The organism is Alkalinema sp. FACHB-956 (assembly GCF_014697025.1).
Taxonomy (GTDB): domain Bacteria; phylum Cyanobacteriota; class Cyanobacteriia; order Leptolyngbyales; family Leptolyngbyaceae; genus Alkalinema.
Map to the genome: position 1 here is coordinate 50,967 of NZ_JACJRC010000025.1, position 15,887 is coordinate 66,853.

General features: G+C 50.3%; 15 protein-coding genes and 1 pseudogene. 6 read left to right on the forward strand and 10 right to left on the reverse strand.

Going from position 1 to position 15,887, the window contains the following annotated elements; all coding sequences use genetic code 11:
- Positions 1–77: 77 nt before the first annotated feature.
- Entirely contained in the window at positions 78–1,304 is a 1,227-nt protein-coding gene (locus tag H6G21_RS20305; RefSeq protein ID WP_242041962.1) for a PQQ-dependent sugar dehydrogenase, read from the forward strand.
- A 19-nt stretch (positions 1,305–1,323) separates the two neighbouring features.
- On the opposite strand, the gene H6G21_RS20310 is transcribed toward H6G21_RS20305, so the two are convergent.
- Together H6G21_RS20310 and H6G21_RS20315 are read right to left on the reverse strand one after the other, a co-directional pair.
- On the reverse strand, positions 1,324–2,100 hold the full coding sequence (locus tag H6G21_RS20310) for an intradiol ring-cleavage dioxygenase (protein ID WP_190575319.1): 777 nt from the start codon (positions 2,098–2,100) through the stop codon (positions 1,324–1,326).
- A 288-nt stretch (positions 2,101–2,388) separates the two neighbouring features.
- Positions 2,389–3,141, reverse strand: coding sequence for a hypothetical protein (locus H6G21_RS20315; RefSeq protein WP_190575321.1), 753 nt, complete (start codon positions 3,139–3,141; stop codon positions 2,389–2,391).
- Positions 3,142–3,358: 217 nt separating this feature from the next.
- On the opposite strand from H6G21_RS20315, the gene H6G21_RS20320 reads away from it, so the two are divergent.
- Positions 3,359–4,078 carry a winged helix-turn-helix domain-containing protein gene (locus tag H6G21_RS20320; protein ID WP_190575323.1) on the forward strand — a complete coding sequence of 240 codons (720 nt, stop codon included), beginning with the start codon at positions 3,359–3,361 and terminating at the stop codon, positions 4,076–4,078.
- Positions 4,075–5,619 (forward strand): ATP-binding protein, encoded by a 1,545-nt coding sequence (locus H6G21_RS20325; RefSeq protein ID WP_190575325.1) that lies wholly within the window; start codon positions 4,075–4,077, stop codon positions 5,617–5,619. Before H6G21_RS20320 ends, H6G21_RS20325 begins: the two co-directional genes overlap by 4 nt.
- 1 nt (position 5,620) lies before the next feature.
- Here the strand turns inward: H6G21_RS20325 and H6G21_RS20330 are convergent, their stop codons facing one another.
- From H6G21_RS20330 to H6G21_RS20360, 7 genes are all read right to left on the reverse strand, one after another.
- Positions 5,621–8,440, reverse strand: a complete 2,820-nt coding sequence (locus tag H6G21_RS20330; RefSeq protein ID WP_190575327.1) for a cation-transporting P-type ATPase — start codon at positions 8,438–8,440, stop codon at positions 5,621–5,623.
- A gap of 352 nt (positions 8,441–8,792) precedes the next feature.
- Positions 8,793–9,149, reverse strand: coding sequence for a hypothetical protein (locus tag H6G21_RS20335; RefSeq protein ID WP_190575329.1), 357 nt, complete (start codon positions 9,147–9,149; stop codon positions 8,793–8,795).
- Between the two features lie 341 nt (positions 9,150–9,490).
- A complete protein-coding gene (locus H6G21_RS20340; RefSeq protein WP_190575350.1) occupies positions 9,491–9,634 on the reverse strand; it encodes an isochorismate synthase in 144 nt (47 codons plus the stop codon).
- 144 nt (positions 9,635–9,778) lie between these two features.
- Positions 9,779–9,994, reverse strand: a complete 216-nt coding sequence (locus H6G21_RS20345) for a hypothetical protein (RefSeq protein WP_190575331.1) — start codon at positions 9,992–9,994, stop codon at positions 9,779–9,781.
- Positions 9,995–10,020: 26 nt separating this feature from the next.
- Positions 10,021–10,647, reverse strand: coding sequence for a GerMN domain-containing protein (locus H6G21_RS20350; protein WP_190575333.1), 627 nt, complete (start codon positions 10,645–10,647; stop codon positions 10,021–10,023).
- A gap of 172 nt (positions 10,648–10,819) precedes the next feature.
- Positions 10,820–11,497 (reverse strand): Hsp20/alpha crystallin family protein, encoded by a 678-nt coding sequence (locus H6G21_RS20355; protein WP_190575334.1) that lies wholly within the window; start codon positions 11,495–11,497, stop codon positions 10,820–10,822.
- Positions 11,498–11,739: 242 nt separating this feature from the next.
- On the reverse strand, positions 11,740–12,600 hold the full coding sequence (locus tag H6G21_RS20360; protein WP_190575336.1) for a WYL domain-containing protein: 861 nt from the start codon (positions 12,598–12,600) through the stop codon (positions 11,740–11,742).
- Between the two features lie 114 nt (positions 12,601–12,714).
- Between H6G21_RS20360 and cas3 the strand changes: the two genes are divergently transcribed.
- The 3 genes from cas3 (at position 12,715) to H6G21_RS20375 (ending at position 15,821) form a co-directional block, all read left to right on the forward strand.
- Entirely contained in the window at positions 12,715–14,907 is a 2,193-nt protein-coding gene (cas3, locus tag H6G21_RS20365) for a type I-D CRISPR-associated helicase Cas3' (RefSeq protein ID WP_190575339.1), read from the forward strand.
- Between the two features lie 206 nt (positions 14,908–15,113).
- Entirely contained in the window at positions 15,114–15,431 is a 318-nt protein-coding gene (locus tag H6G21_RS20370; protein WP_190575340.1) for a hypothetical protein, read from the forward strand.
- Positions 15,432–15,821: a nucleotidyltransferase domain-containing protein gene (locus H6G21_RS20375; protein ID WP_190575342.1), complete on the forward strand. Its 390-nt coding sequence runs from the start codon at positions 15,432–15,434 to the stop codon at positions 15,819–15,821.
- Here the strand turns inward: H6G21_RS20375 and H6G21_RS20380 are convergent.
- Positions 15,785–15,887, reverse strand: a pseudogene (locus tag H6G21_RS20380) (IS1 family transposase); the annotation flags it as partial. The gene H6G21_RS20375 and the pseudogene H6G21_RS20380 sit on opposite strands and share 37 nt — an antisense overlap.

A 15,887-nucleotide genomic window follows, 5' to 3' on the forward strand; every position in this document is an offset into this window, starting at 1 on the left:
GCGATTCTCTTTACCGCAGAGAAATGATTGACCTTTTATAATAGCGAAGGAGCCCCTAGGAAGTAAGGTGGATTCCCATGGTGATTTGGAGCAAACGATTAGCGAATGGGCTAGCCAAGGGGCTAATCAGTGCCAGTTTTGGTCTCTTGATGACGAGTTGTAGGGGGCTGCCTGGGGAGCAGGCGCGATCGCTACCCGACCCCAGCCTCAATCCTAGATCCAATGCGCCGACCAGCGTAACCCAAAACATTCGGCAAACCACGATCGTAGAAGGGCTAGAACGGCCTTGGAGTCTGGCTTGGCTACCGGATGGCGGGATGCTGATTACGGAAAAAGCGGGACGACTGCGCTTGGTGAAAAACGGCCAACTGGACCCGACCCCGATCGCCGGGGTACCAGAAGTCTTAACGGTAGGCCAAGCGGGACTGTTGGATATTTCGCTCCATCCACAGTTTGCGCAGAATCGTTGGGTGTACCTAACCTATTCCCATGGGACGCCGGAGGCCAATCGCACTCGCTTAGCCAGAGCAACTTTTGATGGCAAAGCTTTACGGGATTTGCGCGTTATTTTTGAAGTCTCGCAGACGAAATCCGAGGGGCAGCATTTTGGCTCCCGTTTGGTCTGGCTGCCGGATAATACCTTTCTGCTCGCGATCGGGGATGGGGGGAATCCCCCGGTTTCCCTGAATGGCGCGTTGATCCGTGAACAAGCCCAAAATTTGCAAAGTCGATTAGGCAAAATTGTGCGTCTGAAGGAGGATGGTTCTCCCGCACCGGATAATCCCTTTGTTGGACAAAAGACGGTTGATCCTGCAATCTGGAGCTACGGGCACCGCAATATTCAAGGGTTAGCGATCGATGCCAAGACCGGCCAAGTGTGGGCGACGGAGCATGGAGCGCGCGGCGGCGATGAACTGAACCGGATTGAGTCAGGACAGAATTATGGTTGGCCCCGAGTCACCTACAGTCGTGAATATGCTGGGGGAGAAATTTCGCAGGTGCGATCGCAACCGGGTATGGTTGATCCGAAATTAGTGTGGACTCCAGCGATCGCACCGTCTGGACTGACGGTCTATCGCGGCGATCGTGTTCCCGCTTGGCAGGGGCATTTGTTTGCTGGAGGTTTAGTATCCCAGGATATTCGACAGATTCAATTGGATGATCAGGGTGCGGTGGTGAACCAACAACAGATTCCCATTAGTCAGCGGGTGCGGGATGTGCGCCAAGGGCCGGATGGATGGCTCTATGTTCTAACGGATGCAGCCAATGGGCGATTAATTCGGCTGGAACCGATCGCGAATTAGATGCTGGATTGGGTTGCAGTTAGCGATCCAGTTGCAAGCCAATCTCAAAGGTGGCAGTGTATCCTTGTCCGGCGGGGTTGAGGGTCAATAACAGTTGCTCGCCCCCCTCTTGGTAAATGCCGTCGTCTGCATTGCGGGTCGATCGTTGGCCCTTGCTGCGGTAGGGCGATTGGCTGTGGACACGATCGGTCACCGCATCATTAAAATAGAGTTGGGAGGTAAATTCATAATTTTGACCGGAACGCTCAGTCAAACGAATTTTGAAATGGATATGGACCGTTCTACCGGGATACCAGCCGGGATAGATCGTGATAAATTGTGCCACACCCTCATCGTTGGTCAGTTGATAACCCCGGAGGAAGTTTTGACCGATCGTAGTAAAACTTCGATCCTGCACATCAGAATATACACCAGCGGCATCACAATGCCAAATATCGACCATCGCTCCCGCAATCGGTTGGCAGCGATCGGAGGTGATTTGAGAAACTCTAAACTGCAACGCTAAAGGAATTCCTGAACGAATGGTTTGATCACTCGTATTGCTGCGAATATCCGATCGCTTGAGTTTTTCATCAACAAAGTAGGGGCCTTCGGTCTGGGTGGGGCGTGCGATACAGCCCGGTAATCCCCGAGTGAAATTACTAGCAGCTAGGGAAGAGGCTTTGGGTTGGGAAGGGCGAGACTCGGCACGCTTGCTAACACAACCCATGAGGAACATCGCACTGGCTGCTCGTCCGATCGCGAGGGCTTGGCGACGGTTGAATCGTTTTTTAACAATCCAGTGGTTTTGTTGCATGTTCGATCGTCTAATTATTGAGATTACGGATACTTGTGTAACTGGCTAAGGGGCATCCAGGGATAGCACAGGATGAATTCCCAATTAATTTTAGAAGAACTGAGGGGAACAACGACTGGCGATGGGGATTGAGGGCTCAGTGCTCAGCGCTGGATTGAGTGTGGTGTGCTGGGGGATGATGGAAAGTTGAGGCGATCGTGGGATCCCGAGATGACAAGGGGATGGTCGTTTTACCAATCCCCAAAGTTTGTCAGTCAAACAACGGGCACCCTGATGAACTGCCCCTGGTTAGGAGGATTGACCAGGCGCAGGAGGCAGTCCCTGGTTGGGGCCTTGGCCTTCGGGGGGACGGGGCGGAATCCCTAATGCATCAATTAACTGCTGTTCCGTAACGCCTAATTTAGCGGCGGCGGCCTTCAGGTTAGGGCGAGGGGGACGTTGTCCGGATTGGCCGTTGGGCGGTTCGCTGGGGGGATTGGCGGGAATGCCGAGGGCTGCTTTCAGTTGCGCTTCCGTGACGCCTAATTTGGCGGCGGCGGCCTTCAGGTCGGGCTTGGGTGGGTGGGGCGGCAATCCCAGGGCGTTGACGAGCTTCTGTTCCGAAATCCCCAATTTGGCAGCGGCACCCTTGATATCCAGTTTCGGGGGACGTTTTTGGCCTTGTCCATTCTGTGCCATAGGCCCATTCTGGCCGTTGAGTTGACCGTTTGTTTGACCATTCGGTTGACCATTCGGTTGACCATTCGGTTGACCGTTTGCGCCAGGAGGATTAGCCGGAACGCCGAGGGCTGCTTTCAATTGCGCTTCGGTAATGCCCAGCTTGGCGGCGGCGGCGGCAAAGTCAATGCGGGGGGGCTGTCGCCGTTGGCCGTTGGCGGGATTGCCGGGTTGGCCAGAATTTTGATTTTGGGCGATCGCGTTGCCGTTGGCGGAATGACCGTTAGCAGGCCGAGCCAAACTGCTGGAGGCCAAACTCACACAGCCCACGGCCCCTAACAGCACAGGAATCACTACCAAAGCTAAACGTTGAGGTTGACGCATATCCAATGTCCTACAAGATTGAGAAAGTTCAGTAAAAGGGCGTGGGAACTGCAAGGATTGGCCTCGCTTCCGTTGCTCTACTCTGATTAAGCCCCATCAAAATAACAATTCCTACGGGCTGTAAATTACAGTTTTGTAATTTTTCAACCTGGGAAACTGCGTACAATGGAAACTAACTATTTTTCATTTGTTAAAACTGCTCGATCGCCCAACCACCGTGAATATTCTTTTTATCGAAGACGAAGCGAGAATTGCTGATTTTGTGCAGGCGGGCCTGAAGGAACAGGGCTTTGTGGTGGACTATTGCGATAACGGCGATGATGGAAATTTCCGAGCATTAGAAAATGAATACGATGTAATTTTGCTGGATATCATGGTGCCGGGAAAGGATGGATTAGCGGTTCTGAAAACTCTGCGGCGGGCGGGGCGCAACGTTCCAGTGATTTTGTTAACGGCTCGCAATGAGTTGGACGATCGCTTGGAAGGGTTGAATTTGGGCGCAGATGATTACCTTGCGAAACCGTTTTTTGTTGAGGAGTTAGTGGCCCGCATCCATGCCGTTGTACGCCGTAGTCATGGCGATCGCCAAAATCTCCTGTCCGTGGGGCCGCTCAAGCTCGATCGCATCACCCGCGAAGTCACTTGCAACCAACACATGGTGGAACTGACCAGCCGCGAGTTTAATTTGTTGGAATATCTCATGCGATCGCCGGGACGGGTCCTGACGCGAACCCAGATTTTAGAACATGTGTGGGGATACGACTTCAATCCCAATACCAATGTTGTCGATGTTTGCATTCAACGTATTCGTAAAAAACTTGATCCGATCGGGGGGACAGGCTGGCTAGAAAGTGTACGGGGCGTGGGCTATCGGTTTCGGCAACCCGACGGACTATCCTCAGGCCAATCCTCAGGCCAATCCCACGGCTCGCTATGAAAATGCATTCCTTTCAACTGCGTCTGACGTTGTTTTCAACGTTGTTGGCGGGGCTAACGTTGGTGGGGTTTGCGGGATTATCCTGGAAGCTCATTTACGACGCAAAAGTGAGTCGTTTAGATAGCAGTTTAGCCAATGCCCTGAAACGAGCCGGAATGCCGCGATCGGAAGACCGTTGGCAAAGCGTAGAAGCCTTTCTCCATCGGGAATTGGGCGTGAGTACCAATACCCAAGTTGGCTTGTTGGTGCGGGATGGTGCGGGAACGGTGATACATCAATCTCCGGATTGGGTACCGCAGCTAGGGCAATTCACTGCCTTTCCGCCTCGGCCTGCGCCTAACCGCAATAACGCCAATCTGCCTCGGTTGCCGTTGTCTCCACCCAATGGGAATGGGTTGCCTCCGAGTAATGCTCGGTCTAATTTGCGCCCAGATATACGCCCGGATGTGCGTCCAGATGCGCGCCTAGATACGCGCCCGGATTTTCGGCCCGATCGTCCGCCCCCAGAACCACCTCCGATCGCCATTCTCTACACAACCCAAGGGGCTTGGCGCATTGGTGCCGCCAGTTTTCCCCAAACGCAAATCGCGATCGCGGTGAGCCTGCAAAGCATTGATCAGGAAATGGCGGTGATTCGTAATATTTTTGTGATTGCCATTCCCGCTGTTTTGCTATTGGTTGCTGGGGGAGCCTGGTTGCTCTCCGCCCAAGCCCTACAACCCATTCAGCAACTCACCCATGTGATTCAAAAGGTATCCAGCAAGGGATTGGATCAACGGGTGTCCGATCGGGGCATCGATCGGGAATTTGTCGAACTGATTCAGGTGTTTAACCAAATGCTGGAACGGTTGGAGCAGAGCTTTAAGCAAGCGTCCCGGTTCAGTGCGGATGCGGCCCATGAGTTAAAAACACCGCTGACAATTTTGCAAGGTGAATTAGAACAAGCGCTTCAACAGGCGGAAACAGAATCTCCTCTGCAACAACAGTTAGGAAACTTGCTGGATGAAGTGCGTCGCCTCAGTAGCATTGTGCGGAAACTGCTGTTGTTATCGCTGGCAGATGCAGGACAGATGCGCCTGTTTAATACTGAGGTGAATCTATCGGCAATGCTGCTGGAAATGCTAGAGGACTTTGATTTATTAGCGCCAGAATTGACAATTAAAACCGATATTGCAGCAGCTTTAATCGTCTGGGGCGATCGGGATTTACTCATCCAGGTGTTACAAAATCTCTTTAGTAACGCGATGAAGTACAATCTGCCCAATGGTTGGATCGAAATTCAAGCGCAGTCAAAGGTAAACCAGATTAGCGTCATTGTTCGCAACGCCTCCAGGGATCTACCCACCTACGATCGCCAACATATTTTCGATCGCTTCCATCGGGGTGACCCAGCCCGTACCCGAAAAATTGAAGGAACGGGGTTGGGGCTGAGCCTCGCGCGGGAAATTGCCCGTGCCCATGGTGGGGATTTGCAGATGGATGCAGTGGTACCGGGTCAAACCGCCTTTGTGCTGAGCCTGCCTATTCGTCAACGGAATTGAATCAAGCCGACTTAACGCGATGACGACGCATTACCTTCCGTATCTCATCTGCTAGGAGAATGATAATCGGACAGAGCAAGAGTAACCACCAGTAATGGGATGGAAAGGGAGCCGTTGAAAAAATGGTTTGAAAGGGGGTGAAGTAGATGACGGATAAAATAATTATCCACTCCACTAGAATACCGATCCAAATTAATGGATTACTGAAAAAGCCCAACCGGAAAATGGAAATCCGTTCCGATCGACAGGCGAAAACGTTCCCATCCTGTCCTGCGACGATCGCGGCTAACATCAAGGTTGTGGCTTGGTGATAGATTGCGAGAACCGATGCATCCGCCGATCGGGCTAGAATGCTAGGGGTTGCGGCCTGTAGGTCGCTTAATCCATAGCCGTGGGCCAACCAAACGAGAAAGAAGCCTGTCATACCTAACAAGCCTTCAATCAATCCTAGGAAACAATAGGCGCGTAGCATCAGAGCCTTATCCAGCAGCGGTTTAGATTGCCTGCGGGGAGGCTGTTGCATGGTGCCCACTTCTGGCTTTTCTGCGCCGAGGGCGAGGGCGGGTACCATATCCGTTCCTAAATCAATGGCTAGAATTTGTAAAATCACCAAAGCTGGAGGAATCTTAAAGAGCACCATCCCTAAAAAAGGTAAGAACTCCGCCACGTTGGAGGACAGAATATAGGTCATAAATTTACGAATATTCTGATAAACCGATCGACCTTGTTCGATCGCACTCACGATCGTGGCAAAGTTATCATCGATGAGGACAATATCTGCGGCTTCCCTTGCGACATCGGTTCCATTTAAGCCCATGGCAATCCCAATGTGGGCCGATCGTAAAGCCGGAGCATCATTCACCCCATCTCCCGTGACTGCTACAATGTGTCCCAATTCTTTATAGGTTTGCACTAACCGTAGCTTTTGTTCCGGTGCCATGCGAGCGAAGACTAATCCTTCTGTCCAGCGATGGAGAATCTGTTTCAGTTGTGCATTGGATAGATGATTGAGCTGCTCTCCCGTAATGACCCGTCGTTTACCATCCATCAAACCAATCCGACGGGCGATCGCTTCGGCAGTCAGGCCGTAGTCTCCCGTTACCATCGTCACCTGAATCCCCGCTTGACGACATTGGGCGATCGCGTCGGCTACTTCCGGGCGAGGTGGGTCAAACATCGCTACTAGGCCAATAAAGGTCAATTGCTGTTCGAGGACTTCCGAGGGGCAGGTTTCTAATTGCTGATCCCCCTCCCGGATCGCCACGCCCAACACCCGATAGCCCCGACTGGCAAGGCGATCGTTTTCCGCCATAATCTGCGCTTGAATCTCTGGTGTTAGGGGGTCACAGTGATTGTCCCGTAGCACTTGCTGGGAATGCTGCAAAACGTCCAAGGGTGCACCTTTTGTGATGGCGAGGCGGCTTGCTGTCGATCGCCAAAGACTCTGATCCTGGCTGACATCTAATAGCACCGTCATCATCCGCCGCACGGAATCGAAGGGAACTTCCCGCCGTCGTGGGAGGGTGTGCTGCAACTGGTCTAAATCTAACTGGGCCTTGCGCCCCAGGGTAACGAGGGCAGCTTCCGTGGGATCGCCCACTGCCTGCCACTGGCTAGAACCGGGCTGACAGCGCACCTGGGCGTTGCAGCAGAGGGCAGATCCAGCAATCAGTTGCATCACCTGTGATCGCACGCGCCCATCTTCAATTTCTACTCGGCCTGTAGTGGGATCGTATCCCGATCCCGTGACTTCAATTTCTCCTGGGCCATTGTCGCGCAGCATCCAAAGATGGCGTACGGTCATTTCATTTTTTGTTAATGTTCCCGTTTTATCGGTGCAAATCATGGTTGTTGCACTGAGGGTTTCCACGGCTGATAACCGTCGAACTAAAGCATTCTTTTTCGCCATGCGCTGTACCCCGATCGCCAGCGCTAAACTCACCGTAGGCAGCAATCCTTCCGGCACAAAGGCGACAATAATCCCGATCGCGAAGACAAAACTTTCCTTCAGCCCCATGCCCACCAGCCATTTGGTTAGTAAAAAGACAATCACACCCATGCTAAGCGCGATCGTGGTAATTACATGCACGACTTGGGTGATTTGCACTTCTAGGGTGCTGGGTTCCCGTTTGATATTGGCCGTTAAGTGGGCGACTTGGCCAAATTCCGTGTGGGTTCCTGTGGCATAGACTACACTGAGGCCCCGGCCTGAGGCCACGGTTGCCCCTGCAAACACGAGGTTCGGCGCATCCGCTGCTCGCATTTTTTCGCTGGCTATGGGCTCCATGTTGCGCGGCACGGGCATGGATTCCCCCGTCAGCACCGACATATCCATGTAGAGCGACTGAGCCTCCACTAACCGGGCATCGGCGGAGATGCGATCGCCTTCCTCCAACTGCATGACATCCCCCGGAACCAGGTCTCGGGCTGGGATCACTTTTAGAACTCCATCCCGATACACTTTGACTTGGGCTGGCAGCACTTGCTTGAGGGCTGAGAGGGCTTGTTCTGCTTGAAACTCCTGCCAAAAACTAAAGAGGGCGTTAATCCAAATCACAGCCCAAATGGCCCAGCCCAGTTCCGGTGTTCCAGACACAAATGCCAAAATGCCGCCCACCCACAATAACAACGCCATGAAGTGGGTCAGTTGGTCGGTAAATCGCAGAATCAGGGGACGCTGGGCGGGTTCGGGTAATTCGTTAAATCCATACTGTTGCAGGCGGGCGATCGCTTCGGTTTCTGTCAGGCCCTGGGGCGCACTTTGGGAAACTTGATAGACCTCATCTGGGGTGATAGTCCAAACTGGAGGATGAAACGGCATGGGTGATAGATTCCTTAATACAAACCCAACGATTAATACGTCATAGAAACGTTATCTAGAGAGATACTATACGCTCTAAATCCATTGACTTAGGGATTAATATAGGTTGCATTAATAATTCATCGGAGAACGTGACGACTATAACAATTCTGATGAGTTCTTAAGCAATGGGTTGATTAATGGATGGTTGGATAAAAAACAAGCTAGCTAAAAATTTTAGCTAGCTTACCTTGAGAATGCTGCATCTTGAGAATGCTGCACCTTGAGAATCTGCATCTTGAGCATACTGAACGTTCCCTAGGCCCAAAGATCGGGTGTGAATGGATAATCCCATCAATGTCAGCTCTACGCTCTAGCCAAACCAGTGGGAGGGGGTTAAGCCTGCATCACATTCTTCTGGAATTTGAGCGGGATCACTAAATTCTTTGAGCAATTCCAGAATGCCCTCATGGATAATCATGGGAATGGAGGCTTCCGCTTGCATCGAACAGACTCGCCCATTATGAAAGCCCTGTTGTTCCTCTGACTGGTCGGCATCACAGGTTGAATAAATACTCTGTACCCGCGTTAGTACATAGGCGACCAATTCTTGACGCATGTCAGGATTTGCAAACACCTTGTGATAGGGATAATCGGGATAGTTGGAAAGAACTTCCTCAATTTCAGCGAGTACCACAGGTGTGGTTAAGTTAACCAGCATCTTTGTCATAGAGCCATCTCCTTGTCATAGAGTCATCTCCTTTGCTAGGGGGTAGTATTCAAAACCTGTTAATCCCCCACTACGTCTCCTGTCAAAGTCTCCTGTCAAATCTTATGTTTAACTTTTTGTTTAACTTTCTGTTCAACAAAAAGTTAAACGTTCTGTTCAACCTCCCGTTGAGACTTTTGTTAAATCTCTTGCTCAACTTTTAATCATCAGAGTCGCAATCTACTTGCAGTGAGAAATTTCCCCTACCTGCAATAGGTTGAGGGGAAATCCACAGAAGCTATCCATCGTCCAATGCTTTGGAATTAGTAGGAATGCTAATCCCATTTGACTCATTTCATGCATTACGAATGACCTTTGGCTGACTCTCCAGAAAAAGGCTGGACGCCGGTTTCTGGGTAATCATCATCACTCGGCCCAAAAATCCGAGTCACGGCTTTGCCAACGAAACGCATTAATTTCTGGCCATTACGTTTGCTAATCACCATTACTTTTCGAAATGTCCTAGTCATCTGGAAACCTCCTCTAACCAACTGAAAATGATCCTGAACTGAAAATGATCCTGATTGGGAATCCTTAAGGTTGCAATTTTCTTAAGGGCGATCGCGCTTGGAAGCGATCGAGATTGGAAGCTACGATCGACCGGATGGAAGCGACTGTTGCCAACAGCTTTCTAAATGCTGGGTAATTTGATAATCCCAACACCGTTCTAGAAACTGAAGCCGTTGTTTTTCCATAAACCGTTGGGGATGCCATACCACGCCTTCCGTTGAGCTAAATAGCGGTTGGCAGAGATACTCCCACCATAGGGAACGCCGTAGATCCAAGAATTGATTGAAAATAAACATGGGCAACACCCCCATCCATACCAAACCTATTGCAAGGAAAATTCGTGAACAAATTGCTGTCGTGTTAACGGGGCTTCTAGCACTAATCCTTCGCCACCCAATGGATGTGATTGATCCAAGACCTGCCCTTCTACCGCTAGATAAACCTTGGCTTTGGGGTCAATACTGGTGACGGTGTAGAGTACCTGCGCCACCCGATGAATTAAACTGCTGCTGCCGCCCCCTTGGGCAAATTCGCGGGATAGATTGACGTGAATGCCATCGGGTTCGATCGTCAGCGCCAAGAGGCGGGTTCCTGGGGGAATAGTTGTACTGACTCCGGGATTAGGGGGCGATCGCAGCACGTGTTGCAGACTTTCCGTCAACTGTTGTGCGATGGACGCCTGGGCTGACACCGGAACCCTTTGCGCGACTAATTCGAGCCGATCGCCCTGCCCTTGCAGCCAATAGGCTTGGGGGGAACCGAGCAGTGTTGGAGAAAGCAGGGTCAGTCCTTGCTGGGAGGGTACCAGTTCCCGCACCGGAGCCGACATTAAAAGGGTGCCGAGCCACCAGGTGCCTCCCAAGGCCAGCAGGAGCAAGAGGGCAGAATTGAACAAGGCATCCCGCACCAAGAACGGTTTCTGATTGGGTGGTGGTTGCTGGAGTCTCATCTAGTCCTCCTTGCCCCTAAGCTAGCTGAACTTTACATGCTCTCTTAGATGATTAAGCTTCTCCTCACACAATGAATGCAATCGTGACACCTATCTTGCTATCTTAAGCAATATCTACAATGATAGCTAAAGTGATGTCTACAGTGATAGCTAAGTAGTGGCACCCTGGAAATTAGACAGGAGCCCCAATGCTATCGGCAGCGCGACGGTGGGTCGTTTCTTCTAGGTGGGCTTCCTTTTGTCGATCGCCGACTACCGCTTCCCTCGCTTCTTCGGCAATCTGGTTCCCCTCGGGCTGAGCCATAGCTGCTGCTGCTCGACTATGCACGGCTTCTGCCCGCTGTTCGGCTTTGAGGCGATCTTCAGTGACGGCTTCTCGCATTTTTTCTTGCAGTCCTAAATCGACTTTGACGACATTGCGCCGGGGCGTTGTCACTTTTGGCATCGTCAACGTCAACATGCCATCTTTGAATTCTGCTTTTACAGCTTCATTCTCAACGGTAGCGGGCAACGGTACTATGCGATAGAACTTGCCATAGCGGAGTTCAGACCGCAACATCCCGTTCTCTTCTGATTTAGACTCCTCACGGTGTTCGCCGGAGATAGTGACTGTATTTTCTCCAACTTCCACGTTCAATTCTTCAACGGGGATTCCTGGCACTTCTGCTTTCAAAAGAATGGCCGTCTCTGTTTCTTGCAATTCGATCGCTGGAGTCCAGGTCATGTCTCCCACTTTAGGCAGTAGATCCGTCAGCGGTTCACCGTGAACTAACGTATCAAAGAGATGATCCACTTGTTGCCGGAGAGCTTGGAGTTCTCTCAGGGGTTGCCAACGAATAAGAGACGACATACAGTTTCCTCCCTGTAGACGATGGATTTGAGAATGGAGTTAGAACCAGGCTAATCAATGACCTGATTGAAGCTTCATCTATAAGATAGGAAAATAATTTGAGGAACTTGTGAGGATACAAAAAGAAACATGAAGATTTTTTCTAAACATGAGAGATTTTTAGTTGGTCATGGCAACGGGTACGATCGCGTAACGGTCACGATCGTGGGATAAATCTGGGGATTTTATTTGTACGCTGTTTCCTAAGTCTCTGGGTAGCGATCGGCCAGCGATCGAACTTTTGCAGCAAATTGTCGGCGAATGCTCTCGGGCGCGATAATTTCACAGTCTTCGCCGTAGCGCAGGATCTCCCGGAAAAACCAGAAAGTACTGGTGATTGAGCGAATAATGCGTTTTGTTGCAACTGGGGCGACCAAGCTTTCTTCGAGCTTATCGTTCTTGTCAAGACTGCGATAAGCACCTGCCAGTCCCCGAAAAACGTGAAATTCTACGTCGATTCGATCGAGATCACGCTTCCATTTTGCTTTGAATGGGGTGATGGCGGCTTCGGGAATGCGATCGAGCCGGAAGGTACGGTTATGGGCTAATTCAGGAATATCTTGGTTCCCATCGGGTTCTTCGCACCAACATTGTAAATATTGACGTTTTTCGATTAAGTTGATTTGGGCATGACGGATGCTGAAGCTCCAAGGTTGTTCGTTGGCGTCATAGTAGGTCAGGCGGAAGGGTGTGTGGCTGCGAATGTGGCGATCGAGCAGTTGTCTCCAGGGCGGAGGTGGATTGTCAAGGAATTTTTGGAGTTCGGTGCGTTGGGGGAGGGTTAGCTCGCTGCGGGAGAGGAGAAATTCGGCAAGAGCTTGGGCTTCGTCGATTTTGCCGACATCAATGAGTGTCTGTTGGGCAGTGATGAGTGTTTGAATGCGGGTAGTAGGCCAATCGTTGTTAGGTGTGATGAGAAATTTGCGTTGGGCGATCGCTTTGACGAGCTGGGAGATGCTGGGTTTGCCGCCCCAGGTTTGACCTAGGGATTCTGCCAATTCTTCCAGCTTTTGCTTGTCCTGTGGGGTGACGGATAGGTTGATAGAGCGGGTTTTGCCTGTCATGGTTCATGTGTGCGCACACTTTTATGCGTATACTGCTACTCGTCTCCGATTTTACGTGGCAGAATGTGAGACAGCAAGCCAATGCGCACAGATCTTGTTTTAGGTGCAGCCCAGATGTCTCACGCTAATGCCTTCTCGCCTTACGCTGTTCAACTCAAACCTGTCTATTCTTGTCCGGCGGGGGCGATGCCAGAAAATTTAATTCTGCCCAATGGTTGGACGTTGTCTTGGCATCAATTAGAAACGTTGAAGGCGCTGCGGGATCCCAATGTGGATGTGGTGTTCCATGCGGGAATGACGGGCGATGGTAAGAGTTTGGCGGCGCAGTTGCCAGTGCTGCAAGGGGACATGTGCGCGATCGCGCTTTATCCTACGAATGAATTGGTGCGGGATCAGGAAAGTCAAACTCAGCATTACATTGAGAAATTTCGGCCACCGAATGAACCCAGGGTCACGCGCTTGAGTGGGGCATTGTTGGAAATATATGCTGAGAATGAGGGCATTAGTAAGTTTGCGGCCATTTCTACCAAGGCTGCGCAGTCAGAGGTGTTACTCACCAACCCTGATATTTTTCACTACCTGCATCGCAAAGCCTATTTAACGAAAGAGGATGCACCGGATAAGCTCTATGGGCGACTGGATAAGGATTTTGATTTATTTATTGGGGATGAGTTTCATGTGTATGCAGTACCGCAGATTGTTGGATTAATTAATACTCTGTTGTTGATTAAGGCAACTAACCGTCGTAAGAAGTTTTTATTGCTATCGGCAACGCCGGATGATCAGTTAATTAAAAGGTTAGAGACAGCAGGATTTCGCTGTCGGGTGATTGATCCATTAAAAGAAGGTAAATATCAATTTCCAGATACGCCAGCAGCGCAAACTGCTTTACAGATGCAGGGATGGCGGCAGATAGCCCGATCTATTGATTTAGAATTTGTCTCTCTAGAACCGGTTGCCAAGGCTTCGGAAACTTGGTTAAAGGATCAGGCGATGCAGATTTTGCACCATTTCCAGGCGCATCCAGGGTGCAAAGGAGCGGTGATTTTGAATTCGATCGCATCTGTGAAGCGATTAGTCCCGTTTTTTCAAGCGATCTTTCAGCCCCAGGGTTTAACGGTGGGTGAGAATACAGGGTTATCGGCGCAAAGTACTAGGGACGCATCTTTGACGGCAGATCTGGTTTTTGGGACAAGCACGATCGATGTGGGGGTGGATTTTAAGATCAATTTTTTGATTTTTGAGTCGTCGGATGCGGGGAATTTTATTCAGCGATTAGGGCGATTAGGGCGACATGATACGAATACTCAAGGCCAGCCTTTTGATGGGTTTTGGGCCTATGCCTTGGTGCCGAATTTTGTGGTGGAACGGTTGTTTTTGGGCGGGAAGCCGCCTTTGGTGGGAGGTGAACGATACGATCGGCCTACACTCAATGGAGTGATCAAAGAGAATTATCGGCAGCTCAATGATTTTCGGGGTTATTACAAACGTTGGGGGGCGGTGCAATCGTTGAGCATTGGGATGGACTTAGGCCATAAGACCATTCAGCAGCAGTATGCAGGAAGTCGGCAGGTTTTTCTATCGGCCTGTGAACAGGTCTTTGAAACGAGTATCCGTCAGGTGCATCACAAGGTGGGGGAACTGGCAAAGGAATGGCAGGAAGGATTTGGGCAGAAAGGTTGGGGGCCGATCGCGGAGGATGCTTGCAGTTTTCGGGGGAGTAGTCCGCTGTTGTGTGGGATTTATGATGAGACGGAGCCCAATGAGGCTGAACGGTTTAAGACCTATGATTTACCGGGTATTTTAAGCAATTTGGAGATTGAACTGTGGACAGAAGCGGCGTTTCTGCGGTCATTGGAAGCAACGGCTAAACGATCGGGACAACCGATTCCTAAGGGGCGATACCAATATTGTTTAGCGTTTATGAGGTTAAAGGCATATCGGGAGGAGCGATCGAATTGGAAGTTTCATTTTCCGGGGCTGTTGGAGACTGTGGCAAATGCCTATCGGGTACAAATCTTGACGGGGCTGGAGGTGTGGCAGCCGGAGAATCGTTGGGCTGCGGAGATTAATAAACGCTTGCGCACCCAGGCCACGGTCAGCTATATTCTGCCCCGGCCCGTAGCAGAGGTGCGGCAACGGCTACGGTTACCGATGCATTTTCAGATTTACCCGATCGGTGACCACTCCAGTTTTCAGGAGCCAACTCCACCCTACTCAATCGCGTTTGGGCAGAGTGCATTGTTGTTAGAGACATTGACTGGTTGTTTCAAAAGCAAAGGATATGAGATATGGATTGCAGGTTAATTAGGGGGGGAGAGGGCTTGACTAGTAGATATGTCAGATTTCAATACCTGATAGGCATTCCGTCGTTTTTTACAGTCCAACAGACTGCAAGAACTGACCTCTCCCATCATCAATATAGCAGATCGGGCGATTTTTTGAACTCGTCCTGACATATCTACTAAAAAGAATCTATACTTTAGGGGTCGTTATTTAGCAACAACCAACATATGTTTGCGCCTGAACCAGAGATCGTTCTTCTGCGCCACACGGTCAATCGAGTCTTTGATCGGTTAGAGAATAAGCTAGATGCGCTTACGATCAAACAAAATGAACAAGAGCATCAGCTAGAGTCTTTTGCCGAAAAGCAAGATGAGCATAATTTATTAATCCATCAGCTTATTCAGCGGATAGATGCTCTTGAAGCGCAAAATCGTGTAGAGCAGGACAGGCATAACGAAATTGAACATCTAGTGAATCCGTACTCAGATGAAGGGCAACCAATTTGTAACTTTTCCACACGTTGGCTTGATGATGATGAGGTCTAGATGAAAGTTGAGTCGATCGATGATGTAAAAGCTAAAATTCCTGAACTCCTAGAGCAGGTTCCCTACTTAACGCTTTTGGTTCTCTTTGGCTCACGGGCTTGGGGTGACCATCAGCCCTCTAGCGATTGGGACTTTGCCATGCTGTTTGATGAAGATCTGCGCCAACAGTATGAACCGAACAGTGGTTGGGAGCGATATCGATCGTGGACAATTCTACAAAAGCTCCTAGATCTGGGCGATGACGAGATGGATTGGATCGATCTCAAAGATGCTTCAGAAATTTTGGCGCATTCGATCGCTGAAGAGGGCGTTGTAGTTTACGAAAATCCGGCGTTGCTGAATAGGGATATGATTTACTGTGGGACGGGCACATCACCAAATTTGAGATAATGCAGTAGCAGGCGAATTGAGTGCTTCAGCATTTCTACAGATTTGGAATAACACAAGGTCTTACGA

What these genes read in the sequence shown, in the direction of transcription:
- H6G21_RS20345 (WP_190575331.1), bottom strand. Translation starts at nt 9,994, where the DNA reads ATGTTTATTTTCAATCAATTCTTGGATCTACGGCGTTCCCTATGGTGG.
- H6G21_RS20360 (WP_190575336.1), bottom strand. Translation starts at nt 12,600, where the DNA reads ATGACAGGCAAAACCCGCTCTATCAACCTATCCGTCACCCCACAGGAC.
- cas3 (WP_190575339.1), top strand. Translation starts at nt 12,715, where the DNA reads ATGTCTCACGCTAATGCCTTCTCGCCTTACGCTGTTCAACTCAAACCT.
- H6G21_RS20315 (WP_190575321.1), bottom strand. Translation starts at nt 3,141, where the DNA reads ATGCGTCAACCTCAACGTTTAGCTTTGGTAGTGATTCCTGTGCTGTTA.
- H6G21_RS20310 (WP_190575319.1), bottom strand. Translation starts at nt 2,100, where the DNA reads ATGCAACAAAACCACTGGATTGTTAAAAAACGATTCAACCGTCGCCAA.
- H6G21_RS20355 (WP_190575334.1), bottom strand. Translation starts at nt 11,497, where the DNA reads ATGTCGTCTCTTATTCGTTGGCAACCCCTGAGAGAACTCCAAGCTCTC.
- H6G21_RS20335 (WP_190575329.1), bottom strand. Translation starts at nt 9,149, where the DNA reads ATGACAAAGATGCTGGTTAACTTAACCACACCTGTGGTACTCGCTGAA.
- H6G21_RS20340 (WP_190575350.1), bottom strand. Translation starts at nt 9,634, where the DNA reads ATGGTGATTAGCAAACGTAATGGCCAGAAATTAATGCGTTTCGTTGGC.
- H6G21_RS20325 (WP_190575325.1), top strand. Translation starts at nt 4,075, where the DNA reads ATGAAAATGCATTCCTTTCAACTGCGTCTGACGTTGTTTTCAACGTTG.
- H6G21_RS20370 (WP_190575340.1), top strand. Translation starts at nt 15,114, where the DNA reads ATGTTTGCGCCTGAACCAGAGATCGTTCTTCTGCGCCACACGGTCAAT.
- H6G21_RS20375 (WP_190575342.1), top strand. Translation starts at nt 15,432, where the DNA reads ATGAAAGTTGAGTCGATCGATGATGTAAAAGCTAAAATTCCTGAACTC.
- H6G21_RS20330 (WP_190575327.1), bottom strand. Translation starts at nt 8,440, where the DNA reads ATGCCGTTTCATCCTCCAGTTTGGACTATCACCCCAGATGAGGTCTAT.
- H6G21_RS20305 (WP_242041962.1), top strand. Translation starts at nt 78, where the DNA reads ATGGTGATTTGGAGCAAACGATTAGCGAATGGGCTAGCCAAGGGGCTA.
- H6G21_RS20350 (WP_190575333.1), bottom strand. Translation starts at nt 10,647, where the DNA reads ATGAGACTCCAGCAACCACCACCCAATCAGAAACCGTTCTTGGTGCGG.